The sequence below is a fragment of the Streptomyces geranii genome (assembly GCF_002954775.1).
Classification (GTDB): Bacteria; Actinomycetota; Actinomycetes; order Streptomycetales; family Streptomycetaceae; genus Streptomyces; species Streptomyces geranii.
This window is the reverse complement of record NZ_KZ672952.1, coordinates 354,270-374,661: the sequence shown is the minus strand read 5'-3', so window position 1 is coordinate 374,661 and position 20,392 is coordinate 354,270. Positions and strand designations below refer to the sequence as shown.

The 20,392-nt window shown below is 70.2% G+C and carries 18 protein-coding genes; 9 read left to right on the top strand and 9 right to left on the bottom strand.

The window, feature by feature from the left end; genetic code table 11:
* Positions 1-15: 15 nt before the first annotated feature.
* The 3 genes from CW359_RS01465 to CW359_RS01455 form a co-directional block, all read right to left on the bottom strand.
* The gene (locus tag CW359_RS01465) at positions 16-1,236 is read right to left on the bottom strand and encodes an FAD-dependent oxidoreductase (RefSeq protein ID WP_105967821.1); all 1,221 of its coding nucleotides are present in this window, start codon (positions 1,234-1,236) and stop codon (positions 16-18) included.
* Between the two features lie 4 nt (positions 1,237-1,240).
* On the bottom strand, positions 1,241-2,866 hold the full coding sequence (locus CW359_RS01460) for a (2,3-dihydroxybenzoyl)adenylate synthase (protein WP_105967820.1): 1,626 nt from the start codon (positions 2,864-2,866) through the stop codon (positions 1,241-1,243).
* Positions 2,867-3,029: 163 nt separating this feature from the next.
* A complete protein-coding gene (locus CW359_RS01455; protein WP_105967819.1) occupies positions 3,030-3,539 on the bottom strand; it encodes a MarR family winged helix-turn-helix transcriptional regulator in 510 nt (169 codons plus the stop codon).
* A gap of 114 nt (positions 3,540-3,653) precedes the next feature.
* Here CW359_RS01455 and CW359_RS01450 point away from each other — a divergent pair, with 114 nt between their 5' ends.
* The 9 genes from CW359_RS01450 (at position 3,654) to CW359_RS01410 (ending at position 14,108) form a co-directional block, all read left to right on the top strand.
* Complete coding sequence (locus CW359_RS01450; protein WP_232838158.1) at positions 3,654-5,135, top strand: MFS transporter; 1,482 nt, start codon at positions 3,654-3,656, stop codon at positions 5,133-5,135.
* 45 nt (positions 5,136-5,180) lie between these two features.
* A complete protein-coding gene (locus CW359_RS01445; RefSeq protein WP_105967817.1) occupies positions 5,181-6,590 on the top strand; it encodes a cytochrome ubiquinol oxidase subunit I in 1,410 nt (469 codons plus the stop codon).
* Positions 6,587-7,588: a cytochrome d ubiquinol oxidase subunit II gene (locus tag CW359_RS01440; protein WP_105967816.1), complete on the top strand. Its 1,002-nt coding sequence runs from the start codon at positions 6,587-6,589 to the stop codon at positions 7,586-7,588. The genes CW359_RS01445 and CW359_RS01440 overlap by 4 nt, the downstream gene beginning before the upstream one ends.
* The gene (locus CW359_RS01435; RefSeq protein WP_105967815.1) at positions 7,585-7,815 is read left to right on the top strand and encodes a hypothetical protein; all 231 of its coding nucleotides are present in this window, start codon (positions 7,585-7,587) and stop codon (positions 7,813-7,815) included. The genes CW359_RS01440 and CW359_RS01435 overlap by 4 nt, the downstream gene beginning before the upstream one ends.
* A 1-nt stretch (position 7,816) precedes the next feature.
* Entirely contained in the window at positions 7,817-9,544 is a 1,728-nt protein-coding gene (locus CW359_RS01430; RefSeq protein ID WP_105967814.1) for an ABC transporter ATP-binding protein/permease, read from the top strand.
* The gene (locus CW359_RS01425; RefSeq protein WP_105967813.1) at positions 9,541-11,136 is read left to right on the top strand and encodes an ATP-binding cassette domain-containing protein; all 1,596 of its coding nucleotides are present in this window, start codon (positions 9,541-9,543) and stop codon (positions 11,134-11,136) included. Before CW359_RS01430 ends, CW359_RS01425 begins: the two co-directional genes overlap by 4 nt.
* A gap of 163 nt (positions 11,137-11,299) precedes the next feature.
* Positions 11,300-11,710: a Zn-ribbon domain-containing OB-fold protein gene (locus CW359_RS01420; protein ID WP_105967812.1), complete on the top strand. Its 411-nt coding sequence runs from the start codon at positions 11,300-11,302 to the stop codon at positions 11,708-11,710.
* Positions 11,704-12,933: a CaiB/BaiF CoA transferase family protein gene (locus CW359_RS01415; RefSeq protein ID WP_105967811.1), complete on the top strand. Its 1,230-nt coding sequence runs from the start codon at positions 11,704-11,706 to the stop codon at positions 12,931-12,933. The genes CW359_RS01420 and CW359_RS01415 overlap by 7 nt, the downstream gene beginning before the upstream one ends.
* On the top strand, positions 12,930-14,108 hold the full coding sequence (locus CW359_RS01410; protein WP_198655030.1) for an acyl-CoA dehydrogenase family protein: 1,179 nt from the start codon (positions 12,930-12,932) through the stop codon (positions 14,106-14,108). Before CW359_RS01415 ends, CW359_RS01410 begins: the two co-directional genes overlap by 4 nt.
* Before the next feature lie 75 nt (positions 14,109-14,183).
* Here the strand turns inward: CW359_RS01410 and CW359_RS01405 are convergent, their stop codons facing one another.
* From CW359_RS01405 to eno, 6 genes are all read right to left on the bottom strand, one after another.
* A complete protein-coding gene (locus CW359_RS01405) occupies positions 14,184-15,050 on the bottom strand; it encodes a 3-hydroxybutyryl-CoA dehydrogenase (protein WP_105968191.1) in 867 nt (288 codons plus the stop codon).
* A gap of 58 nt (positions 15,051-15,108) precedes the next feature.
* Positions 15,109-16,017 (bottom strand): LysR substrate-binding domain-containing protein, encoded by a 909-nt coding sequence (locus tag CW359_RS01400; protein WP_105967810.1) that lies wholly within the window; start codon positions 16,015-16,017, stop codon positions 15,109-15,111.
* 111 nt (positions 16,018-16,128) lie between these two features.
* The gene (locus CW359_RS01395) at positions 16,129-17,190 is read right to left on the bottom strand and encodes an alcohol dehydrogenase catalytic domain-containing protein (protein WP_232838157.1); all 1,062 of its coding nucleotides are present in this window, start codon (positions 17,188-17,190) and stop codon (positions 16,129-16,131) included.
* Positions 17,191-17,259: 69 nt separating this feature from the next.
* Positions 17,260-17,820, bottom strand: coding sequence for a carboxymuconolactone decarboxylase family protein (locus tag CW359_RS01390; protein ID WP_105967808.1), 561 nt, complete (start codon positions 17,818-17,820; stop codon positions 17,260-17,262).
* 26 nt (positions 17,821-17,846) lie between these two features.
* Positions 17,847-18,857, bottom strand: a complete 1,011-nt coding sequence (locus tag CW359_RS01385) for a VOC family protein (RefSeq protein WP_105967807.1) — start codon at positions 18,855-18,857, stop codon at positions 17,847-17,849.
* Positions 18,858-18,946: 89 nt separating this feature from the next.
* Positions 18,947-20,257 (bottom strand): phosphopyruvate hydratase, encoded by a 1,311-nt coding sequence (gene eno, locus CW359_RS01380; RefSeq protein ID WP_105967806.1) that lies wholly within the window; start codon positions 20,255-20,257, stop codon positions 18,947-18,949.
* Between the last annotated feature and the right edge of the window lie 135 nt (positions 20,258-20,392).

Genomic DNA, 20,392 nt, shown 5'->3' with positions numbered 1-20,392 from the left:
CACTGAGGTGATGGCTCAGGTGATGGCGGCAGCGTCTTGCAGGCTGTCGAACAGGGCCGCGCGGCGCATGTAGGCCCGGGCGGTGTCGAACTTCTCGGCGGTGCGGCGCAGTTGGTCGAAGTTGTGCCGACGCACCTCGGGGTCGCGTTCTTCCAGCAGCCGCTTGTTGGCGATCGTCTGGGCCTGCACGTAGTTCACCGCGGCATGGCGGCGCTGGCGGCTGTAGAGGTCGAGCAGGTCGTCGCCGGCCTCACCGGCGATCACCTTCGCGAGCTTCTCCGTCAGGTTGACGGCGTCATGGATGCCGCCGTTCATGCCCATGCCGCCGATCGGGTTGTTCACGTGCGCGCTGTCGCCGGCGAGCAGGATGCGCCCCTGACGGAAGGTCGCGGCCACGCGTTGATTGACCGGGTAGACGTTGCGGTACTCGACGTCGTACGAGCCGGTCTGCGGGAGGAACTTCTGCAGCCGCTGCTCGACGCGCGCCGGAGACAACGCGGTGGCGTCGTCCTCGTCGTGGCCGATCGGCAGAATCACCCGCCAGAGCCCGCCGGGCGTTTCTCCCCGCACCTTGAACACGTTGGCCCACTCATGGGGGTCGGAGAAGTAGTTGCGAAACGCCAGCTCCGGTTTGACGGTGCTGAGGTCGAAGCTGGTCGCGATCTTGATGAACCGCTCCGGATAGGTGAATCCCTCGAATGCGATGCCGGCGAACTTGCGCACCGTCGATCGGCCACCGTCACAGCCGACGACGTAGGCCGCCGTCATGCGTTCCGTGCCGGCGGGTGAGGTGTACTCCACCTCGATGCCGTTCGCGGTTTCGGTCAGACCGGTCAGCGTGTGGGAGAACCGCACGTCGAAGTCGGATTCGTTCGCGTACTCCGCGGCGATGGCAGCGGTCAGCTTGTACTGCTCGTACTGCAGTACGTACGGGAACCGGATCTCGTCCTTGAGCCGGCCGAGATCGAACTCCGCCACGACCTCTCCGGTCGGCCGGTCGTGGAAGCGGTAGGTGCTGGAGAGCAGACTGTGCGCCCGGATCTTCTCGGTGACGCCCAGTTCGTCGAGCATCTCCAGCGTGCTCGGATGGATGGTCGCCGCGCGCTGATCCCGCACCGGCGCCGGCTCGGACTCGAGAACGGTCACCGGGATACCGCGCCGATTCAGCGCCAGCGCGCAGACCATTCCGACAGGGCCCGCGCCCACGACGAGGACACGTGTGGTCTTGTCCGACATGCGCCTAGCCCAGCTCGCGCTGCAGGCGCTTGCTGACCTTGCCGACCGCGGTGTACGGGAACTCGTCGACGACCTCCACGACATCGGGGAGCTTGAACGTGGCGAGGCCCTTGTCGCGCAGGAACTGGCGCAACTTGCCCAAGGTCAGCTCGGTCGCGCTCTCCGGCGTCCGGGGAATCAGGTACGCCTTGACACGCTCGCCGAGAACCTCGTCGTCGACGCCGACGACGGAGACGTTGTGGACGCCGGCATGAGTGAGGAGCGCGTTCTCCAGCTCCTCGGGCGCGATTTTCTCGCCGCCCCGGTTGATCTGGTCCTTCGACCGTCCCACGACCCTGATGAAGCCGCGCTCGTCCCGCTCGACGATGTCACCGGTGCGGTAGAAACCGTCGCTGGTGAACGCCAGCGCGTTCTGCTCGGGGTTGCGGTAGTAGCCGCGAATCACCGACGGTCCTCGCGTCAGCAGGTGGCCGGGTGCACCGGGTGGCACGTCGTTGCCCTCGTCGTCGATGACGATGCACTCGTCGGCCGCCGAGGCCGGCCGGCCCTGGTACCGCACGCTGGTGGCCCGGTCGACGTCGGCGGGATTGCTGACGACGAGGCCCTCACCCATTCCGAAGCTCTGCGACAGCTGCACGCCGAACTCCGGCTCGACCCGCGACGCCACGGACTCGGTCAGCTTCGCGCCGCCGCACATGAGAATCTTCAAGCTGGAGAGGTCATAGCGCTTGCGGAGTGAGGAGTTCAGCCAGGCCAGCAGGATCGGGGGCACCAGCGAAACGCGGGTCACCCCGTGCTTCTCGATCAGCGGGAACGCCGTGTCGGGGCTGCCGTTCGGTGCGATCACGATGGTGGCGCCCACGCTGAACGCACCGAGGAATCCGGGCGAACGCGTCGACATGCTGTGGCAGATCGGTATGACCAGCAGATGCACGGTCTGCTCGGTGATGCCGCGTTCCCCAACGCTTCGGCGCAGTGCGTAGCCGTACGTCTGGTGGGTGTGCGGCATCAGCTTCGGGACGCCCGTCGTGCCGCCCGACATCTGCAACAGGGCGACGTCCTGCGGGCTGCACCGTCGCGCGTGCTCCAGCGATCCCTTCGACTGCAACGCCTTGTACTCGGCGCCGCCGCCATCGCGTTCGAGCACCACGGTGTGCTCCAGATGGGGCCAACGCTGCTTCAGGTCGGCGGCCATCGCGGCGAGATCGGTGCCGCTGTCCGAGTCGACCGTGATGTAGGCACGCGCCTCGGTGATCTCGACGAAGTGCTCGATCTCGGCACGACGGTGCGCGATGGGAGCGACGACGGGAACCGCCCCGAGCTCCCACAAGGCGAAGACGAAGGCGATGTACTCATAGATGTTGGGCAGGTGTACCACCACCCGGTCGCCACGGCTCAGCCCCAGATCCCGCAGACCGGCAGCGAGGCGCAGGACCTCGTCCGTGAGCTGTGCGTAGCTCAACTCGGCCTTGCGGTCGATGACGGCGAGTTTGTCAGGAGAGCGCTCCGCGGTGGCGAACAGCAGCTCCGGCAGCGTCTGATCGCGCCAGTACCCCTCAGCGACGTACTTGGCTGCCGTCTCCGACGGAAACGGAACGACCCCGTCAAGGGCCAACGGTTCGATGCTCACTTGGTTTCCCTTCGAGGAGCTGCATCCCAGCCCAGAGAGGGTAGGCTATCCTAACTTCACCATCGGCGGTGCTGGATGCGGTCCGCCCCACCCCTCGATACGCCGATGCCGCTGGCGGCCGTGGTGCTGCTCCCCGTCCGCGTCGTGGCGCGAATGCCTGAAGTCAGGTCTCCAGTGCCGAGGGCGTGGCGCGGTTGCGTGGTCGTGTCCTCGCCAGTCCGGTCTCCACGGCGCTGAGCAGGCTCAGGGTGGCGTCGAGGAGTTCGGTGTCGTGGCCGGCGGCTTCGGAGACGGTCGTGGCCCATTCCTGGCGTACGAGGACGGTGTTGTCGCGTCCGCGCTCGGTCGAGTGGACCGTCACCCCGCGACCGTCGTCCGAGTGGGCGTGCCGCTCGATGAAGCCCTTCTCCTCAAGTCCGCGCAGGACGGTGGAGAGGTTGGTGCGCTGGAGCCCGGTCGCGGCGGCGATGCGACTGGGCGTCGCGGCGGGGTCGCTCTTCAGGTAGCGCATCACCATGCCCTCGGACTGCGACAGGTGAACAGCCCGCTCGTCCGTGTAGCGGCGGAACTGGATCTCCCGGCTGATGATCAGCACGAGGTCGGCCAGCTCGGCCCACCGCTGCTCGTGGTCCGGCCCTGCCGTCGGGCCCGTCTGTTGCGCCTGATCCTCCATCACGGCTCCAGGGTACGGGTTTGCCGTCATGTAGTTATGGGGGCATACTCGTTATGTGCTCATAGTTATGAGCACATAACTTCCCTGTGCGACTTCCTCTCCCTGGGGGCTGTCATGACGACAACCACTTCCTCCTCCCGGCAGGCCCAATCGGCGATGCGCTCGCCCCGTGCCACCGCCCGCGCCGGGGGCCTGCACCCGGTCGGGGTGTTCATCCTGCTGGCCGGCGCCTTCCTGCCGATCATGGACTTCTTCATCACCAACGTGGCCCTGCCCAGCATCGACGCCTCGCTGCACGCCTCCGCGTCGTCGCTGGAGCTGGTGATCGCCGGGTACGGCGTCGCGTACGCGACCCTGCTGGTCCTCGGGGGCCGCCTCGGCGACCGCTTCGGCCGTCGGCGCCTCTTCCTCGGGGCCCTCGTGGGCTTCGTACTGGCCTCGCTGGCCTGCGGTGTCGCCCCCGGCGTGGGCACGCTGATCGCGGCCCGCATCATTCAGGGCGCGACCGCCGCCCTGCTCATCCCGCAGGTGCTGGCGACCTTCCACCACGTCCTGGAAGGAGAGCGCAAGGCCCGTGCCGTGGCCCTGTACGGGGCCACCTCCGGCATCGCCGCCGTGGTCGGACAACTGGTCGGCGGCTTGCTGGTCAGCGCGGACATCGCCGGCACCTCCTGGCGGCCGATCTTCCTGGTCAACGTACCCATAGGCCTGGTCGTGCTGCTGGTGGCGGCGCGGATCGTGCCGGACACCCGCTCGCACCACCCCGTCGGCATCGACCTGCCCGGCACCCTGCTGTTCGCAGCCACGCTCACCGCCCTGCTGGTGCCGCTGACCGAGGGGCACTCCCTGGGCTGGCCCATGTGGACCTGGCTGATGCTCGCCGTCGCGGTCGTCCTCGGCGTCGCCACCTACGTCGTCGAGAAGCGGACCGAGCGACGTGGCGAGGTCCCGCTGCTGCCGCCGTCCCTGCTGCGTCTGCCGTCGATGTCCCGTGGACTGACCATGGTGTTCGCCTTCAGCATCGGCTTCGGCGCGTTCATGTTCGTCTTCGCCCTCACCGTCCAGAACGGCCTGCACGCCGACGCCCTGCACAGCGGCCTGGCGATCCTGCCGATGGCCCTGCTCTTCTTCGCCGGTTCCCTCATCGCGCCCCGCCTGATCACCCGGTTCGGCCGGGCCGCGCTGTCCGCCGGCGCCGTCGTCCAACTCGCCGGCCTGGTCTCGCTGGTGGCGATCCTGCTCGGCAACTGGCCGCACGTCAGCCTGTGGTCCATGGCCGTGCCGCTCGCCCTGGTCGGCGCCGGTCAGTCGATGCTGTTCGCCGGTCTGTTCCGCAGCGTGCTCGCCGACGTCCCCACCCACATGGCCGGCATCGGCAGCGGTGTGCTGATCACCCTGCAGCAGAGCGGACTCGCCCTCGGCGTCGCGACCCTCGGCACCCTCTATCTGGCCCTGGCCCCGCACAACGTCGCCCACGCCTTCGCCGGAGTCGAGTACGTGCAGATGGGCATCGTCGCCCTCCTCGCGGTCGGCGCCGCCGCCCTGCCGCGCTTCGACAAGTCCAGGTCGGCCGCCACTCCGGTCGTCGACGCCTGAACCCGGCCCTCTCGGCCCTCTCGGACCCCTCGTAAGGGAGCAGTGATGAGTCTTCTCGACTTGTCGCGATGGCAGTTCGCCATCACCGTGATGTTCCACATGACCTTCCCGGCGATCACCGTCGGACTGTCGATCTTCCTGGCGGTCGTCTACGGCCTGTACTGGCGTACCGGCAGGGCGGTCTACCTCCAGATGTTCCGGTTCTGGCGGCGTATCTTCGCCGTCGGCTTCGCGATCGGCGTGGTCGCCGGCGCCGTCATCACCTTCCAGATGGGTCTCAACTGGGGTGTGTACGGGGCGAGGACGGGTCCGATCATCGGGCCGATCATCGGCATGGAGGTCGTGACCGCCTTCTTCGTCGAGGCCGGCTTCATCGGCGTCCTGCTCTACGGCGACGGCCGCGTCCGCAAGGTCACGATGTTCGTGTCCACCGTGATGGTGTCGGTCGGCACCGTCCTGTCGTCCACCTGGATCATCGCGGCGAACTCGTGGATGCAGACACCCGCCGGATTCAAGGTCGTCCACGGGCAGTTCGAGCCCACGGACTGGATGCGCGTCATCTTCAACCCGTCGTTCATCTGGCGCTGGCCGCACATGCTGGCCGCCGTACTGATCTCGGCGAGCTTCTTCGTCGCCGGGATCTCGGCCTGGTACCTGGTCAAGGGGCGAGCCAAGGGCTTCGCCCGCCGCTCGATGTCGATCGCGCTCGGGATCGCCGCGCTGCTGATGCCCGTACAGCTCTACCTCGGTGACGGCGTCGCCGGGCACGAACTGCCGTACCAGCTATCGAAGTTGGAGGCGATCGAGGGGAACTGGGACAACGGGAACACCGGCTTCGTCCTGTTCTCCGTCCCGGACCAGCAGGCCGCGCGGAACATCGCCGAGCTCGACATTCCCTGTCTCGGCAGCTACATCGCCAAGGACCTCGGCTGCAAGACCGCCATGCCCGGCCTGAAGCTCACCCCGGCGGCCGACCGGCCGGACATGGCCGCGACCTTCTGGGGCTTCCGGGTCATGTTCCTGGCGGCCGTGCTGATGTTCGGTACGGTGTTCGCCGCCACGGTCCTGCGTATGCGCAACCGTCTGTGGACCGCGCGCCGCTTCCACCGGTTCGTCCTCTGGACGACCCCGGTGGGGATCCTCGCCATCCTCGGCGGCTGGGTCACCGCCGAGGCGGGACGGCAGCCGTGGATCGTGTTCGGGCAGCTCCGCACCTCGGCCGCGGTGTCGCATCTGGCGCCCGGCGAAGTCCTGTTCTCGGTGATCGGCTTCTCCGTGCTCTATCTGTTCATGCTGGTCGCCTACGTCGTCTACATCGTCCGGACCATGCGCACCGGCCCGGAACGCGACGACCCCGGCCAGGAACCTCCACCGCGGAACCTGCCGGACAGCGGGCGTGTCCGGCACGCGGCGAACACCGTGCCGCTCGGCTCCCGGGAGGTGGCGGCCCGATGACCACCACCCTCTGGTCGGCGACCGTACTCGTCTGCCTCCTGATGTACGTCGTGCTGGACGGCTACGACCTCGGCGTCGGCGTTGCCACCCTCTTCGAACGCGATCCCGCGCACCGGCGGCACCTGCTGGAGTCCGTCGCGGTGGGCTGGGACGGCAACGAGACCTGGCTCATCCTGCTCGGCGTCGCGCTCTGGGCGGGCTTCCCCCTGGCCTTCGGCACGATCCTGCCGCACGCCTACCTGCCGATCATCGTGCTGCTGTTCTCCCTCGTCGTGCGCGGCGTGAGCGTCGAGATGGCGTCCCAGGCACCACCGGCTCCCCGGTGGACGACCGCCTTCGGCGTGGCGTCACTGCTGGCGTCGTTCGCACAGGGCTTTGCCCTGGGAACGCTGACCTCGGCGGTACATCTGCGCGGCGGCGTCTACACCGGGTCGGCCTTCGGGGCCTTCAGCTGGTTCTGTGTGCTGTCGGGGCTCACCGTCACGACCGCGTACACCGCTCTCGGCTACGCCTACACCAAGCACAAGTCGTCGGGGCTCCTGCGGGAGTCGGCGGCGCGACGGGGAGCGCTCGCCACGGCCGTCGCCGGAGCGTTGTCGGTCCTTGTCCTGGTCACCGTCGAAACCACCGCGGCGCCGCTGAACCTCGGCAGTCCGGGGCGTGCCTTCGCGTTCGCCGTGCTGCTGGTGTTCGCCGCCGGGGGAGCGGTCACCTCGCTCGTCACGTTCCCGTGGCGGCGGCAGTCCGTGGCGGCGGACGCCCTGCCGCTCGGCGGGCTCGTGATCGCCACGGTGTCCGTGTTCCTCGCCCTGGGCGTGGCCCGCTACCCGGTGCTCCTGCCGCCGGGGCTCACCGTCGACAGCGCGGTCGGCCCGCACTCGACGATGGTCTTCATCCTCGTGGGCATCGGCCTGAACATGCCGCTGGTGCTGGCCTACAACGTGTTCGCCCACCGGGCCTTCGCCGGAAAGCTCGACACCGAGGGAGTGCACTCATGACCGTACGAAGCCCGCTCCCCACGCCGGTCCGTGCCGTGCTGCGCCTGCTCACCGCGGTCGTCTGGACCGTGTTGGGTCTGCTCGCCTACTTCGTCTGCCAGGGGATGTTCGGTGGCTACGCGCGGATCCACTCGCAGCTGCTGACCACCCTGGGCATGATCGCCATCGCGCTGACCGGTGGCATCGCGTGGATCGTCGACGAACGGCGCCCTCATGACGACGAATGAGATGAATGAAACGGAAGAGAAGGAAGAGAAGGAAGAGAGGAGCGAGAAGGGCGAGAAGGGTGACGAGGTGTGGCTCGCCGCGTGCGCCGCGCCCGGGCGGCGATGGTTCCGGTCGGCGGGCACCCTCCGGACCCTGGAGACGCTCTTCACGATCGCCCGCTGGGGCGCCCTGGCCTGGACGGCCCAGGCGGTGCTGGACCGGGCCGGGGCGCACGAGACCTGGGGCCTGGCGGCATTCGCCGGCACGAGCGCGCTGGCGGTGGGCGCAGGCTGGACGGCCGGCACGCTCACCGAGCGGGGCGCACGTGCCGTCGCGACCGGCCTGCGGCAGCGGTTGACGGGCGCTCTGCTGCCGACCGCCGGGCGGATCAGCGAGACCGGCCCGGCCGAGGCCGCGTGGGCGATGGTCGACCTGGCCGACGACGTCGCCGACTTCCACGCGCGGACGGAGCCGCTGCGCAGGTCGGCACCCCTGTCCATGGTCGCCGTACTGGCGGCCACGGCCGCGGTGCACTGGCCGGCGGCGATCGTGCTCGTCCTGACGACAGCTCTGCTGCCGCTCAACATGCGTCTGGCGGGACTGTTCGCCCAGCACGGCGCGGACCGGCAGTCGGCCGCGACCCGGCACCTGAACGCCGTCGTCCTCGACAGCTTCCGCGGCCTGCGGACCCTGCGCGAGCTGGGCGCGGTCGGCCGCCGAGGCCGAACCCTGAGCACGGCCGCCGAGCAGTTGAACAAGGCGACGACGAGCGTGCTGCGCCGGGCCTTCCTGTCCGGGATGATCATGGACGTCGTCATCACGTTCTCCATCGCGGTGAACGCCACCTATGTAGGCCTGTCGCTGCTCGGCTATGTACAGGTGCCGCACGCGCCGGGCCTCGACCTGTGCACTGGTCTGCTGGTGCTGCTCGTGTGCCCGATGTACTTCGCCCCGATGCGCGCCAGAGCCGCCGCCTTCCACCAGCGGGAGCGCGCGACGGTCGCGGCCGGCGTCATTCGCGGCATCGTCGACGACACCCCCGCCGAGACGGTCCCGGCGGCCCGTCCGCAGTCGGCCGACCCGGTCGGTGTGTCGCTGACCGCGGTCCGGTTCCGGTACGGCGGCGCCGACCACGACACCATCAGCGCCGACGCCCACTTCGCACCGGGCACCTGGACCGCGATCACCGGCGCCTCCGGCTCGGGCAAGAGCACGCTGCTCTCGTTGATGGCCGGTCTGCGCCGGCCGTCCGCCGGTTCGGTCCGATGGCAGACCCCGTCCGTACGGCGGGCGCCTGCCCTCGGCGGATGCGTCTGGGTCGGGCAGCGGACGGTGCTGCTCGACGCGACCGTCCGCGACAACATCCGCCTCGGCCGCCCGGCCGCCACCGAGCGGCAGATCCGGCGGGCCGTCGACGCCGCCGGGCTGAGCGCCGTGGTCGCGCGCCTCCCCGAGGGACTGGACACCCGGCTCGGCGAGGGCGGTCGGGGCGTGTCGACCGGCGAAGCGCGCCGGATCGCCATCGCCCGCGCCTTTCTGCGCGGAGCCCGGCTCTGGCTGCTCGACGAGCCGACCGCCCACCTCGACGCGGACAGCGAACGCGAGGTCGTCGAGGCCCTGCGGCGGGCCACCGACGGCTGCACCGTCGTCATCGCCACCCACTCCTTCGCACTGGCCGCCGCGGCCGACGCCGTGCTCACGATCGACGACGGCGTCCTGCGGAACGCGAGCACGGTGAGCACGCGATGAGCGGCGGCAGCCGTACCCCGAACGACCGTGGTGGAAGGGCGCGTTCCCTCGCGACGGGCGGGCTGGTGCTCGCGGTCGTCGCCGAACTGTCCTCCGCCGGACTGCTCGGCCTGTCGGGCTGGTTCATCAGCAGCTGTGCCGTCGCCGGGGCAGCCACCTTCAGCTCCTTCTCCTACGTCGCCCCCAGCGGCGGTGTGCGCGCCTTCGCCATGGCCCGCGTCGCCGGCAACTACAGCGAGCGCCTGGTGCTGCACGCCGCCGCCCTGCGCCGGGTCGCCGCCGCCCGGGCCGGCCTCTTCGAACGTGCCGCGGGCAGCGAACGGGCACAGGAGGACGGTCTGTGGTCGGGTGAACTGCTCGACCGCGGCATGGCCGACGCCGACAGCGCCGGGATGGCGCTGATCGAGTGCACGGCCCCCGTCGCCGTCACCGCCGCGCTGACCGTCGCCGCCGTCGGCGCCGTGGCGGCTTCCGCGTCCATCGTGCCTGCGGCCGTACTCGCGGCCGGCGTCGTCATCATGGCGATGGTCGCCCACCGCACGCCCGGTACGGTCCGTGAGGCCGAGCAGCGGACCCGTAAGGAGCTGCGCGCCGAACTCGTCACCGCCGTCGACGCCTGGCCGGAGCTGGCATCGCTCGGCGCCGCCGGGCAGCTGGCGGCGCGTACGACGGCGAGGCTCACCCGGCTCGACACCGCACGGGCGGCGGCCGGTCGGCGCGGGCACCGGACCATGCTGGCCACCAGCCTGATCGGCACGGCCACGGTGACCGCCACGGCCGCCCTCGGGACCGGCGGCGCACGGGAAGCCCCCACGTTCGTGTTCGTCGCCCTGATGTCCCTCGGCGCGCTGGCCCAGGCCGAGCGACTGGCGACCGCCGCCGAGGCCCGGACCACCGCGAAGGCCGCCCAGCACCGGCTCACCGCCGACATGCCGCCCACCGAGGGCGACCCCACCACCACGGAGATACGGTCCTGGTCCACCGAGCAGGGCATCGGCTTCGCCGACTACCCCCTTCCGCCGATGGCCCTCCGGCCGGGACGTGTCCTCGGTGCCACCGTCGCCCAGGGCGCGCTGCTCGTCGTCACCGGCCGTTCCGGCAGCGGCAAGAGCACCCTGCTCCGAACCCTCGCCTCGTCCCTCCGACAAGCGGCCGAAGGCGGCGACGGCAGGCCCGCCGTCGTGGCCGTCGCCGCCGACGACCACCTCTTCACCGGCACCCTGGGCTCGAACTGGCGCCTCGCCGATGCCGCCCTGACCGACGACGAGATCGACGAACGCCTCGCCGAACTGCGGTTGGACGACAGCGGACTGACCGCCACGACCCCCGTCGGCCCCGGCGGGAGACAGCTCTCGGGCGGGGAACTCCGCCGGGTGTACCTGGGCCGGGCCCTGGCCCGCCGTCCGCACGTGCTGATCGTCGACGAACCGACCACGGGCCTGGACGACCGGACCGCCCGACATGTACTCGGCATCCTCACGAACCTGCCCGACACCACCGTCGTCCTCGCCCTGCACGCCGTACCGGAGTGTCTTGAGGCGGCCGGGCAGGTGACCCAGCTGCCGCTCGACCACGCCTCCCAGGGAGAGTAACTCCGGGAAACCCCCTCTGACCTGGGCGAACGGAGCGTATTCCGCGCACAAAGATGCGTCGGTACGTCGTTGACCCACACTCCGCGGCAGGGCCAGGGTGGTGGAACCACATCGGATCCCGACCGCTCGTCTCCGGTCACCGGACCGCGCGCAGGAGGCCGTGATGCTTCGGACGGACACCCTTGAAGACACCAGTGAACACATCAGTGAATACGCCGGTGAACACACCGAGTCGGGAGAGGGCCGTGAACTCCTCTTCCAGCGCTGCCGGTGGTGCGGCACTCCGGCCTACCGCCGCTCGTACTGCCGTTCCTGCGGCTCCACGGCCTTCGTACGGCAACGCAGCGAGGGGACCGGGGTCGTCGTACGCCGGAACGGCCACGCCCCGCACAACACCTGGTTCGTAGCGATGGACGAGGGCTTCCACCTGCTCTGCCAGGTCACCGGGACGGCGCCGGTCGTGGTCGCGGTGGGGGCACGGGTGAGTGTCGTACGGACCGTCGCCCCCCTCGGCCAGGGACTGCCCCTCGTCGAAGTCGCCCGCCCGGCATCGCCCCTGGGGCGCCGGTGGTGACGGGAAGCGCGGAGCGCGGCGCGCTGGACGGGCTGCGTGTCGCCGACTTCTCCCGGGTTCTCGCCGGGCCCTACGCCACCATGCTCCTCGCCGACCTCGGCGCGGACGTGGTGAAGGTGGAGCGGCCGGGCATCGGGGACGACACCCGGGCCTGGCATCCTCCGGCGGACCACGACGGCACGTCGACCTACTTCCTGAGTGTCAACCGCAACAAGAGGTCCGTCGCCCTGGACCTCACGACCTACACCGGTCTGGGACATGCCCGCGCGCTGATCGCCGAGTCCGACGTGCTCGTGGAGAACTTCCGGCCCGGCACGATGGAACGGCTGGGGCTCGGCGAGCGCGAACTCCGCGCCCGGCACCCGGGGTTGGTCTACTGCTCGATCAGCGGCTTCGGCAGCGGAGCGGGCGCGGACGTCCCCGGATACGACCTGCTCGTCCAGGCCGTCGGCGGGCTCATGAGCGTGACCGGCGACGCGGCCGGGGAGCCGACGAAGGCGGGCGTGGCCCTGGTCGACGTGATCACCGGCCTGCACGCCTCGCTCGGCATCCTCGCGGCCCTGCGGCACCGGGACGCCACCGGGGAGGGACAGCACGTGGAGGTGAACCTCCTCGGATCGCTGCTCTCGGCCATGGTCAACCAGGCGTCGGCGTTCGCGGTCGCCGGTGTGGTCCCCGGCCGCCTGGGCAACGCGCACCCGAGCATCGCCCCGTACGAGACCTTCCCGGCCGCCGATCGCCCGATCGCGCTCGCGGTGGGCAACGACCGGCAGTTCGCGGCGCTCGCCGAGGCGGTCGGGGCCCCCGGTCTCGCCGACGACGAACGCTTCCGCACCAACGCCGACCGGGTCGCCCACCGCGCCGCCCTCCGGGACATCCTGGGCGAACGGCTGGGCGCGGCCGGCGCCGACCACTGGTCGGCCGTCCTGCTGGCCGCGGGCGTGCCCGCCGGACCGGTCAACACCCTCGACGAGGCGTTCGCGTTCGCCCACAAGCTCGGCCTCCCCGGCATCGTCGACATCCCCGACGCCGACGGAGGGGACGGCCCGCCCGCCCGCCAGATCGCGAACCCCATCACTCTGAGCGGCACACCGGCGCGGTACCGCCTGCCGCCGCCCGGCCTTGGCCGGCACACGGCGGAGATCGTCCACCGTCTCTCCGACCATCACCACAACAGAACCGACCGAACCGATCGGCCACCACACCCAAGGAGCTCACGATGAGCGGCGCCAAGCCGATGAAGGACCCCCTCGACCTGCTCGACTTCTCCTCCACCCTCACCGACGAGGAACGCGAGATCCAGGCCACCGTCGCCAAGTTCCTCGCCGACCGGGTGCGTCCGCACATCGGAGAGTGGTTCGAGAACGCGCACTTCGCCCGCGAACTCGCTCCGGAACTCGGCAAGTTGGGCGTGCTCGGCATGCACCTCGAAGGCTACGGCTGCGCCGGGACGAACGCGGTCAGCTACGGCCTCGCCTGCCTGGAACTGGAAGCGGCGGACTCCGGCTTCCGCAGCTTCGTCTCCGTACAGGGCTCGCTGTCGATGTTCTCCATCTGGAAGTGGGGCTCCGAGGAGCAGAAGCAGGAGTGGCTGCCCCGGCTCGCCGCCGGTGAGGCCATCGGCTGCTTCGGCCTGACCGAGCCCGACTTCGGCAGCAACCCCTCCGGGATGCGCACCCGGGCCGTCCGCGACGGCGACGACTGGATCCTCGACGGCTCCAAGATGTGGATCACCAACGGCGGCATCGCCGACGTGGCCACCGTCTGGGCACAGACCGAGGACGGCGTCCGCGGCTTCCTCGTCCCGCGCGGCACGCCCGGATTCACCACGCAGGACATCAAGCAGAAGATGTCGCTGCGCGCGTCCGTCACCTCGGAGCTGTCCTTCGACGGCGTACGGCTGCCCGACTCGGCGCGGCTGCCGCTCGCCGAGGGCCTGCGCGGCCCCCTGTCCTGCCTGAACGAGGCCCGCTTCGGCATCCTGTTCGGCGCGGTCGGCGCCGCCCGCGACTCGCTCCAGGCGGCCATCCAGTACGCCGACTCCCGCGTCCAGTTCGACAAGCCGATCAGTGCCTTCCAGCTCACTCAGAAGAAGCTCACCGACATGACCGTGTCCCTGGGCAACTCCGCCCTGCTCGCCGTCCACCTGGGCCGGCTCAAGGACCGGCACCGCATCCGTCCCGAGCAGATCAGCGTCGGCAAGCTCAACAACGTCCGGGAGGCGATCGCCATCGCACGGGAGTGCCGTACGGTCCTGGGCGCCAACGGCATCTCGTTGGAGTACTCACCGCTGCGGCACGCCAACAACCTTGAGTCCGTCATGACCTACGAGGGCACGAACGAGATGCACACACTGGTCGTGGGCCAGGCGATCACCGGATACCCGGCGTTCCGCTGACCACCGCTGCCCGCGGGTCGTACGAGGGCGCCCGGGGACTTCCCCCGGGCGCCCTGGCCGTGCGACAGGCGGCCGTCAGGCCGCCCGGTAACTGAAGAAGCCCTGGCCCGACTTGCGGCCCAGCAGGCCCGACTCGACCATGCGGCGCAGCAGCGGGGGCGGGGCGTACAACGGTTCCCGGTGTTCCTCGTACAGTGCCTCGCCTATCGCCGCCACGGTGTCCAGGCCGATCAGGTCGGCGAGGCGCAGCGGGCCCATCGGGTGGGCGCAGCCCGCCGTCATCCCCGTGTCGATGTCCTCCGCCGTCGCCGTGCCGGAGGCGACCATCCGTACCGCCGCCAACAGGTAGGGAACCAGCAGGGAGTTGACGACGAAACCGGCGCGGTCCGCGGCCACGACCGTGTGCTTGCCCAGGGTCTCCGTCGCGAACGCCCGGACACGCTCTTCCGTGTCCTTCGAGGTCCGCAGCGACGGGATCACCTCGACCAGCGGCATGACGGGCACCGGGTTGAAGAAGTGCAGCCCGATCACCGCCTCCGGCCGCCCTGTCGCGGCGGCGAGCCGGGCGATGGGGATCGACGAGGTGTTGCTGGCCAGTACGGCGGCCGGGTCGGCGACCACCTCGTCGAGCCGCCGGAACAGCGCCGTCTTGGCCGGCCCGTCCTCGACGGCGGCCTCGATGACCAGGTCCGCACCGGACAGCCGGGTGAGATCGGCGCCGACCGTCACCCCGGCCAGGGCGAGCGCGCGTTCCTCCGAGGAGAGGGCGCCGCGCTTCTCCGCCCTGAGCAGGGAGTCCGCCACGCCCGCCAGTCCCGCCCGAGCCCGGTCCTCGGTCACGTCGCACAACGTGACGTGCAGCCCGGCCCGGGCGCAGACCTCCGTGATGCCCCGGCCCATCTGCCCGGCGCCGACGACTCCCACGTGCTTGATCGATGTCATGTGTTCCTCCAGCATGCGTCTGTTCGTCCCCGCTCGTCCCCGCCGAGGCGCCGTGGCATCAGCCGACGGCGGTCGTGGCCGCGGCGGCCTCCCGCAGCCGGCGGATCACACCGCGCACCGCGGGCGAGGTCTCGCCCCTGCGGTACGCGCCCACCAGCCGGGTGGTCAGCGCTACGTCGGCCAGCGGGCGGTAGGCGACACCCGGTATCCGTACGCGGCGCAGCGAGTCCGGCACCAGGGCCACCGCGAGACCGCCGCCCACCAGGGTGAGCGCGGCGATGAAGTCCCGTACCGGAGGCGCGCACTGCGGGGCGAAGCCGCCCCGCCCGGCCACCTCCAGGATCTGGTCGCGGCAGCCGTACTCCTCGTCGAAGTGCGGCGCCACGAACCGCTCGTGACGCAGCTCCGCCGCCGGCACCGCCTCGTACGCCGCCAGCGGGGCGCCGTCCGGCAGCGCCAGGACGACCTCCTCGGTGAGCAGACAGGTGGCCGTGATCCCGGCCGGGTACTCCGGCCGCCAGCGCAGGAAGCCGACGTCGACGTCCCCGCAGGACAGCGCCTCCAGCTGGGCCGGAGTCTCCAACTCCCGTACCTGCACGGTGAGATGGGTGTCGAGGGCCGCGCACCGGGTGAGGACGTCGGTCAGCACACCGGAGAACGCGGCGGAGGCCACGTAGGCGATCTCGGCGTGCCCCAGCTCCCCGCGGCCGGCCCGTCGGCCCACCGCCTCCGCCCTCGCGACCTGCGCGAGGGTCAGCCGAGCCTCTTCGAGGAACAGCCGCCCGGCGCCGGTGAGCGCCGGGCGGGTGCGTCGGCCGCGGTCGATCAGCCGGACGCCCAGGTGCGACTCCAGCGCTCTGACCTGGGCGCTGAGCGCCGAGGGAGCCAGGTGCAGCCGGTCCGCCGCGCGGGCGAAGTGCAGTTCCTCCGCGACGGTGACATACGTTTCCAGCCAGCGCAGTTCCACCGGCTCCTCCGTCCTGCCGGGTACACCGGCCGCACACACGGCCGGGGTGGGATGGACACCCCGCGGTGGTGTCAGGGCAGGACAGGTCCGCCGCGGGGTGAGTACGGGGCGTCAGGGGATGACGACGTAGTTGCTGAATCCGCCGTCGCGGTCCGTGAGTCCGGAGATCGCCTCGTTGACCCTGGACAGCGGGAACGGCTTGGCCTGCAGATAGGACAGGTCCAGGGCGCCCGTGGCCACCATGTCGGCGAGTTCCTGACCCTGCGCGGTGCTGAACCAGTTGGAGCCGATCAGCTGGACCTGCTCGTCCATGAGCCACTTCACGTCCACGGGCAGCCGGTCGGCCACACCGCCGACGTTGACGACCCTGCCGCCCCGCCGGACGCCCTGCATGGAGTCGAGCATCGTCTCCACCGGGGCCTTGGCGCCCAGGGCGCTGATCACGTAGTCCGCGCCCTCGCCGCCGGTGCGGGACTTCGCCCACTCACCGGTGGAGCCGTCGCCCAGCCGGAAGACCTCGATCCGGTCCGGGTCGAGTTCCTTGACGCGCTTGAGGAGTTCCTCGTTGCGGCCGGTCCCGAGGATCCGGGAGGCACCGGAGGTCAGTGCGAGCACGGTCGACGCGACACCGAGGGTTCCCGTGATGCCGTCGATGAGCGCGACCTGGCCGGGACCCGCCGAGGCGTTCCTGAGGGCGCCGTAGGAGGTGCCGATGTAGCCCAGCTTGCCGGCCTGCTCGAACGTCATGTTGTCCGGGATGTCGACGATCGAGTACTGCGGGGCGGTCATGTACTCCGCGAAGCCGCCGTAGGGATACAGGTCGAAGATCCGCTGGCCGTCACGGGAGGTGCTGAAGTAGCCGTTCAGGGTGAAGTAGCGGCACCGGCTCAGTTCACCGCCCCGGCACACCTGACAACTCCCGCAGGAACGAAGGGGGTTGACGTACACCCGGTCACCGGGCCTGGTGTGCAGCACGGCCTCGCCGACCTGCTCGACCACACCGGCGGCGTCCAGCCCGAAGATCGCGGGGAACCTCGGCAACGGCTGGTGCGGGAACCAGGTCGGCCAGTTGTTGATCACGTTGGCCATGTTCGGCACGATCCCGCACGCCTTGACCCGCACCAGCACATCGGTCGGTCTCGGGGTGGGCACGTCGATCGTGTCCACGGACATAGGCTCACCGATTGCGTGCAGCCGTGCAGCGAGCATTTTCGCCATTGAAATACTCCTTGGAACACGAACTTACGAATTGGGGAAAGGGTTTGGGTAGTTGTCCTCAAGGTCGATGCCCAGCAGCCCCATGATGCGGACGCCGGAGTTGTACCAGGCGATGGACAACGACAGTTCGACCATCTGTCTGTCCGTCAGACGGTCGGCGGCGGCACGCCATGTCTTCTCCGAGACGTCGACCCGGAGCGTGGACTCCTTCGCGAGCCGCATCACCGCCATCTCCGTGGCGTCGAACAGCTCGGACGACTCGGACGACTCGAAGTCGGCCACCGCCGCGAGCTGTTCCCCGGTGAGCCCGGCCTGCAGCCCGTGCGACTGGTGGTGCGCCACCTCGTACGCTGACCGGGTCGCGTACCCCACGGTCAGGATCGCCAGCTCCCGCAGCTTCGGGCTGAGGTCGGCGGCCCGCAGGGAGTTGGCGTAGGTCAGGAAGGCGTCCAGCTGGGTCGGCGCGTGGGTCAGGGCGAGAAAGATGTTCGCCGTCGGCACCTTGCGCTCGGCCTCCAGCCGGTCGTACAGGGCCTTTCGCGACTCGTCCGCGTCCTCGCGGCGCAGATAGGGGACTCGTGCCATGGGTGACTCCTCGGGGGACGAAAGGATCAGCGGGTGGAGCGGGGCTGTTCGAGCAGGAACCGCTCCAGCGACATGGGGTTCGGCGGCTCGACCGGCGGAATCTGCTTGACCCCCACGAAGGGCGACGCCTCGAAGTACCACTTCTCCAGGGCCGGGAGACCCCAGCGGGCGTTGGTGCTCAGCGAGGCCGCGTCCCAGCGCACCGGCTCGATCTCGGTGTCGATCGTCTGGTAGTGGCTGTTGAAGACCTCCACCCGGTGCCCGTCGGGATCTCGGAGGTAGACGAAGAGCATCCCGCCCGGACCGTGCCGCCCCGGCCCCCGCTCCACACCGTCGCCGTAGCCCTGGATGCCCGCCCAGTCGCAGGCGGCGAAGATGTCGTGGCTCTCGGAGACGGTGTAGGCGAAGTGGTGCAGGGCGGGCCCGGAGTTCTCGACGATCGCGAGGTCCAGGCAGGTGCCCTTGCGGTACATGAACGCGCCCAGCAGCTTGTCGCCGTGCTCCAGGTACTCCGAGTTGCGGAAGCCCAGTTCGCCGTAGAACGCGCACAACTCGTACGTGTCGGGCGCGAAGGTCTGGAAGTGGTCCAGCCGCTGCGCGTGGGCACCCTTGTACCGCTCGAAGTCGATGTGCAGCCTCGGCCGGGTCTCCATGTGCGCGCACAGTTCGAGCGGTGTGCCGATGGGGTCGCTGACGTGCAGCGTACGGCCCTGGTACGGGACGTCGACCCACTCGGCGGGCAGTCCCCGCTCGCGGAACCAGTCGTACGCGAGGTCGAGGTCCTCGTCGAAGAACACCCGGAAGCCGATCCTCCGGCACCGGCCCGCGCCCTCCTCGTCCAGCTCCAGGACGAGACTGTGGTGGCAGGCTTCGGCGAGGCCGCGGAGATGGCAGGTGCGCTCGTCCTCGTCACTGACGACCAGACCCAGCACGTTCACATAGAAGTTCCGGCTCTCGGCCAGATCCGCGACCGTGAGTCGGACGTGACTGGAGCGGGTGATATTGAAACTCGGGCGCAGATTGACGGGTGGCAGCATGCTGGTCTCCGTGCTCGGATCGGCTCTGGAATTCGATTTTCGCAATTCGATGACTGCGACTTCGATGACTGTAAGGCCGTACGGCCGTTCTACGGCTTGGCGGCGGATTTCCCGGAACCGGCGAATGCGAGGGCGGACCAGCCACTGAATTCCGCGGATTCACCGAGGGATTCCTCGATACGCAGAACCTCGTTCCACTTGGCCATGCGCTCGGAGCGGGTGAACGAGCCGACCTTCAGCTGGCCCGCGTCCCAGCCGACGCTGAGGTGGGCGATGGTGACGTCCTCGGTCTCCCCGGAACGCGCCGAGACGATCGTGCCGAAGCCGGCTTCCTTCCCGGCCCGCAGGGCCTGGAACGCCTCGGTGACCGTGCCGGCCTGGTTCGGCTTGACGAGCACGGCGTTCGCCGCGCCGGTGGTCGCCGCGGCCTCGACCCGCTTGGCGTTCGTGACCAGGTAGTCGTCGCCGATGACCTGGCAGCGGTGGCCGTGACGCCGGGTGAACTCCAGCATGCCCTCGTGGTCGTCCTCGCCCACCGGGTCCTCGACGGACAGGATCGGATACTGCTCGATCCAGCCGCCCAGCATGTCGATCAGCGCGGAGGTGTCCAGGGTGCGGTCGTCCAGGGCCAGGGTGTACCGCCCGCCGCTGCCGAACTGAGAGGCCGCGACGTCCAGCGAGATACCGACCTGCGTCGAGGGGGCGAAGCCCGCGCTCTCGATCGCCCGGGTCAGCGTCTCCAGGGCCTCCTCGTTGGAGTCGAACGCCGGCCAGAAGCCGCCTTCGTCGGCGACCCCCTGCGCCTTGCCCGCCCGCCGCATCAGCGCGCCGGCGGCCCGGTAGATCTCCGCCGTCCAGTCCAGGGCCTCGGCGAAGCTCCCCGCCGCGGGGCACATCACCATGAAGTCCTGGACGTCGACCCGGCGGTCCGCGTGGGCGCCGCCGCCGAAGATCTGGATCTCGGGAAGGGGGATACGGACCGGGCGCCCGCCCGCCAGGTGCTGCCACAGGGGTACGCCGGCCGACGCGGCGGCGGCGTGCAGGACCGCCATGGAGGTCGCCACGAGCGCGTTGCCGCCGAGACGGCTGCGGTCGGGGGTGCCGTCGAGGTCGACCAGTAGCCGGTCGACGGCCTCCTGGTCGGCCGCGTCCCGGTCGAGGAGGGCGGGCGCGATCTCGTGGTTCACCGAGCCCACCGCGCGCCGGACGTCGAGTCCGCCGAAACGGCTGCCGCCGTCGCGCAGGTCGAGCGCCTCGCCCTGCCCCGTCGAGGCCCCCGCCGGGGCGATGGCCCGCCCGACCGCGCCGTCCGCGAGGCGCACCTCGACCTCGACGGTCGGCCGACCGCGTGAGTCCCACACCCTGCGGCCGTAGAGCTTGGCGATCCGCGAGTCTGTCATTGCGGTGCGACCTTTCGGAGTTCGGACGGGCGCCCTGCTGCGGCCCGGTAGTGCTATCGATAGCGCAATCGTGCAAAGTGGTGGTGAGTCTGTCAAGAGGTGGGTAGCGCATCGAGTCGGTGGTCTTGCGGTTTG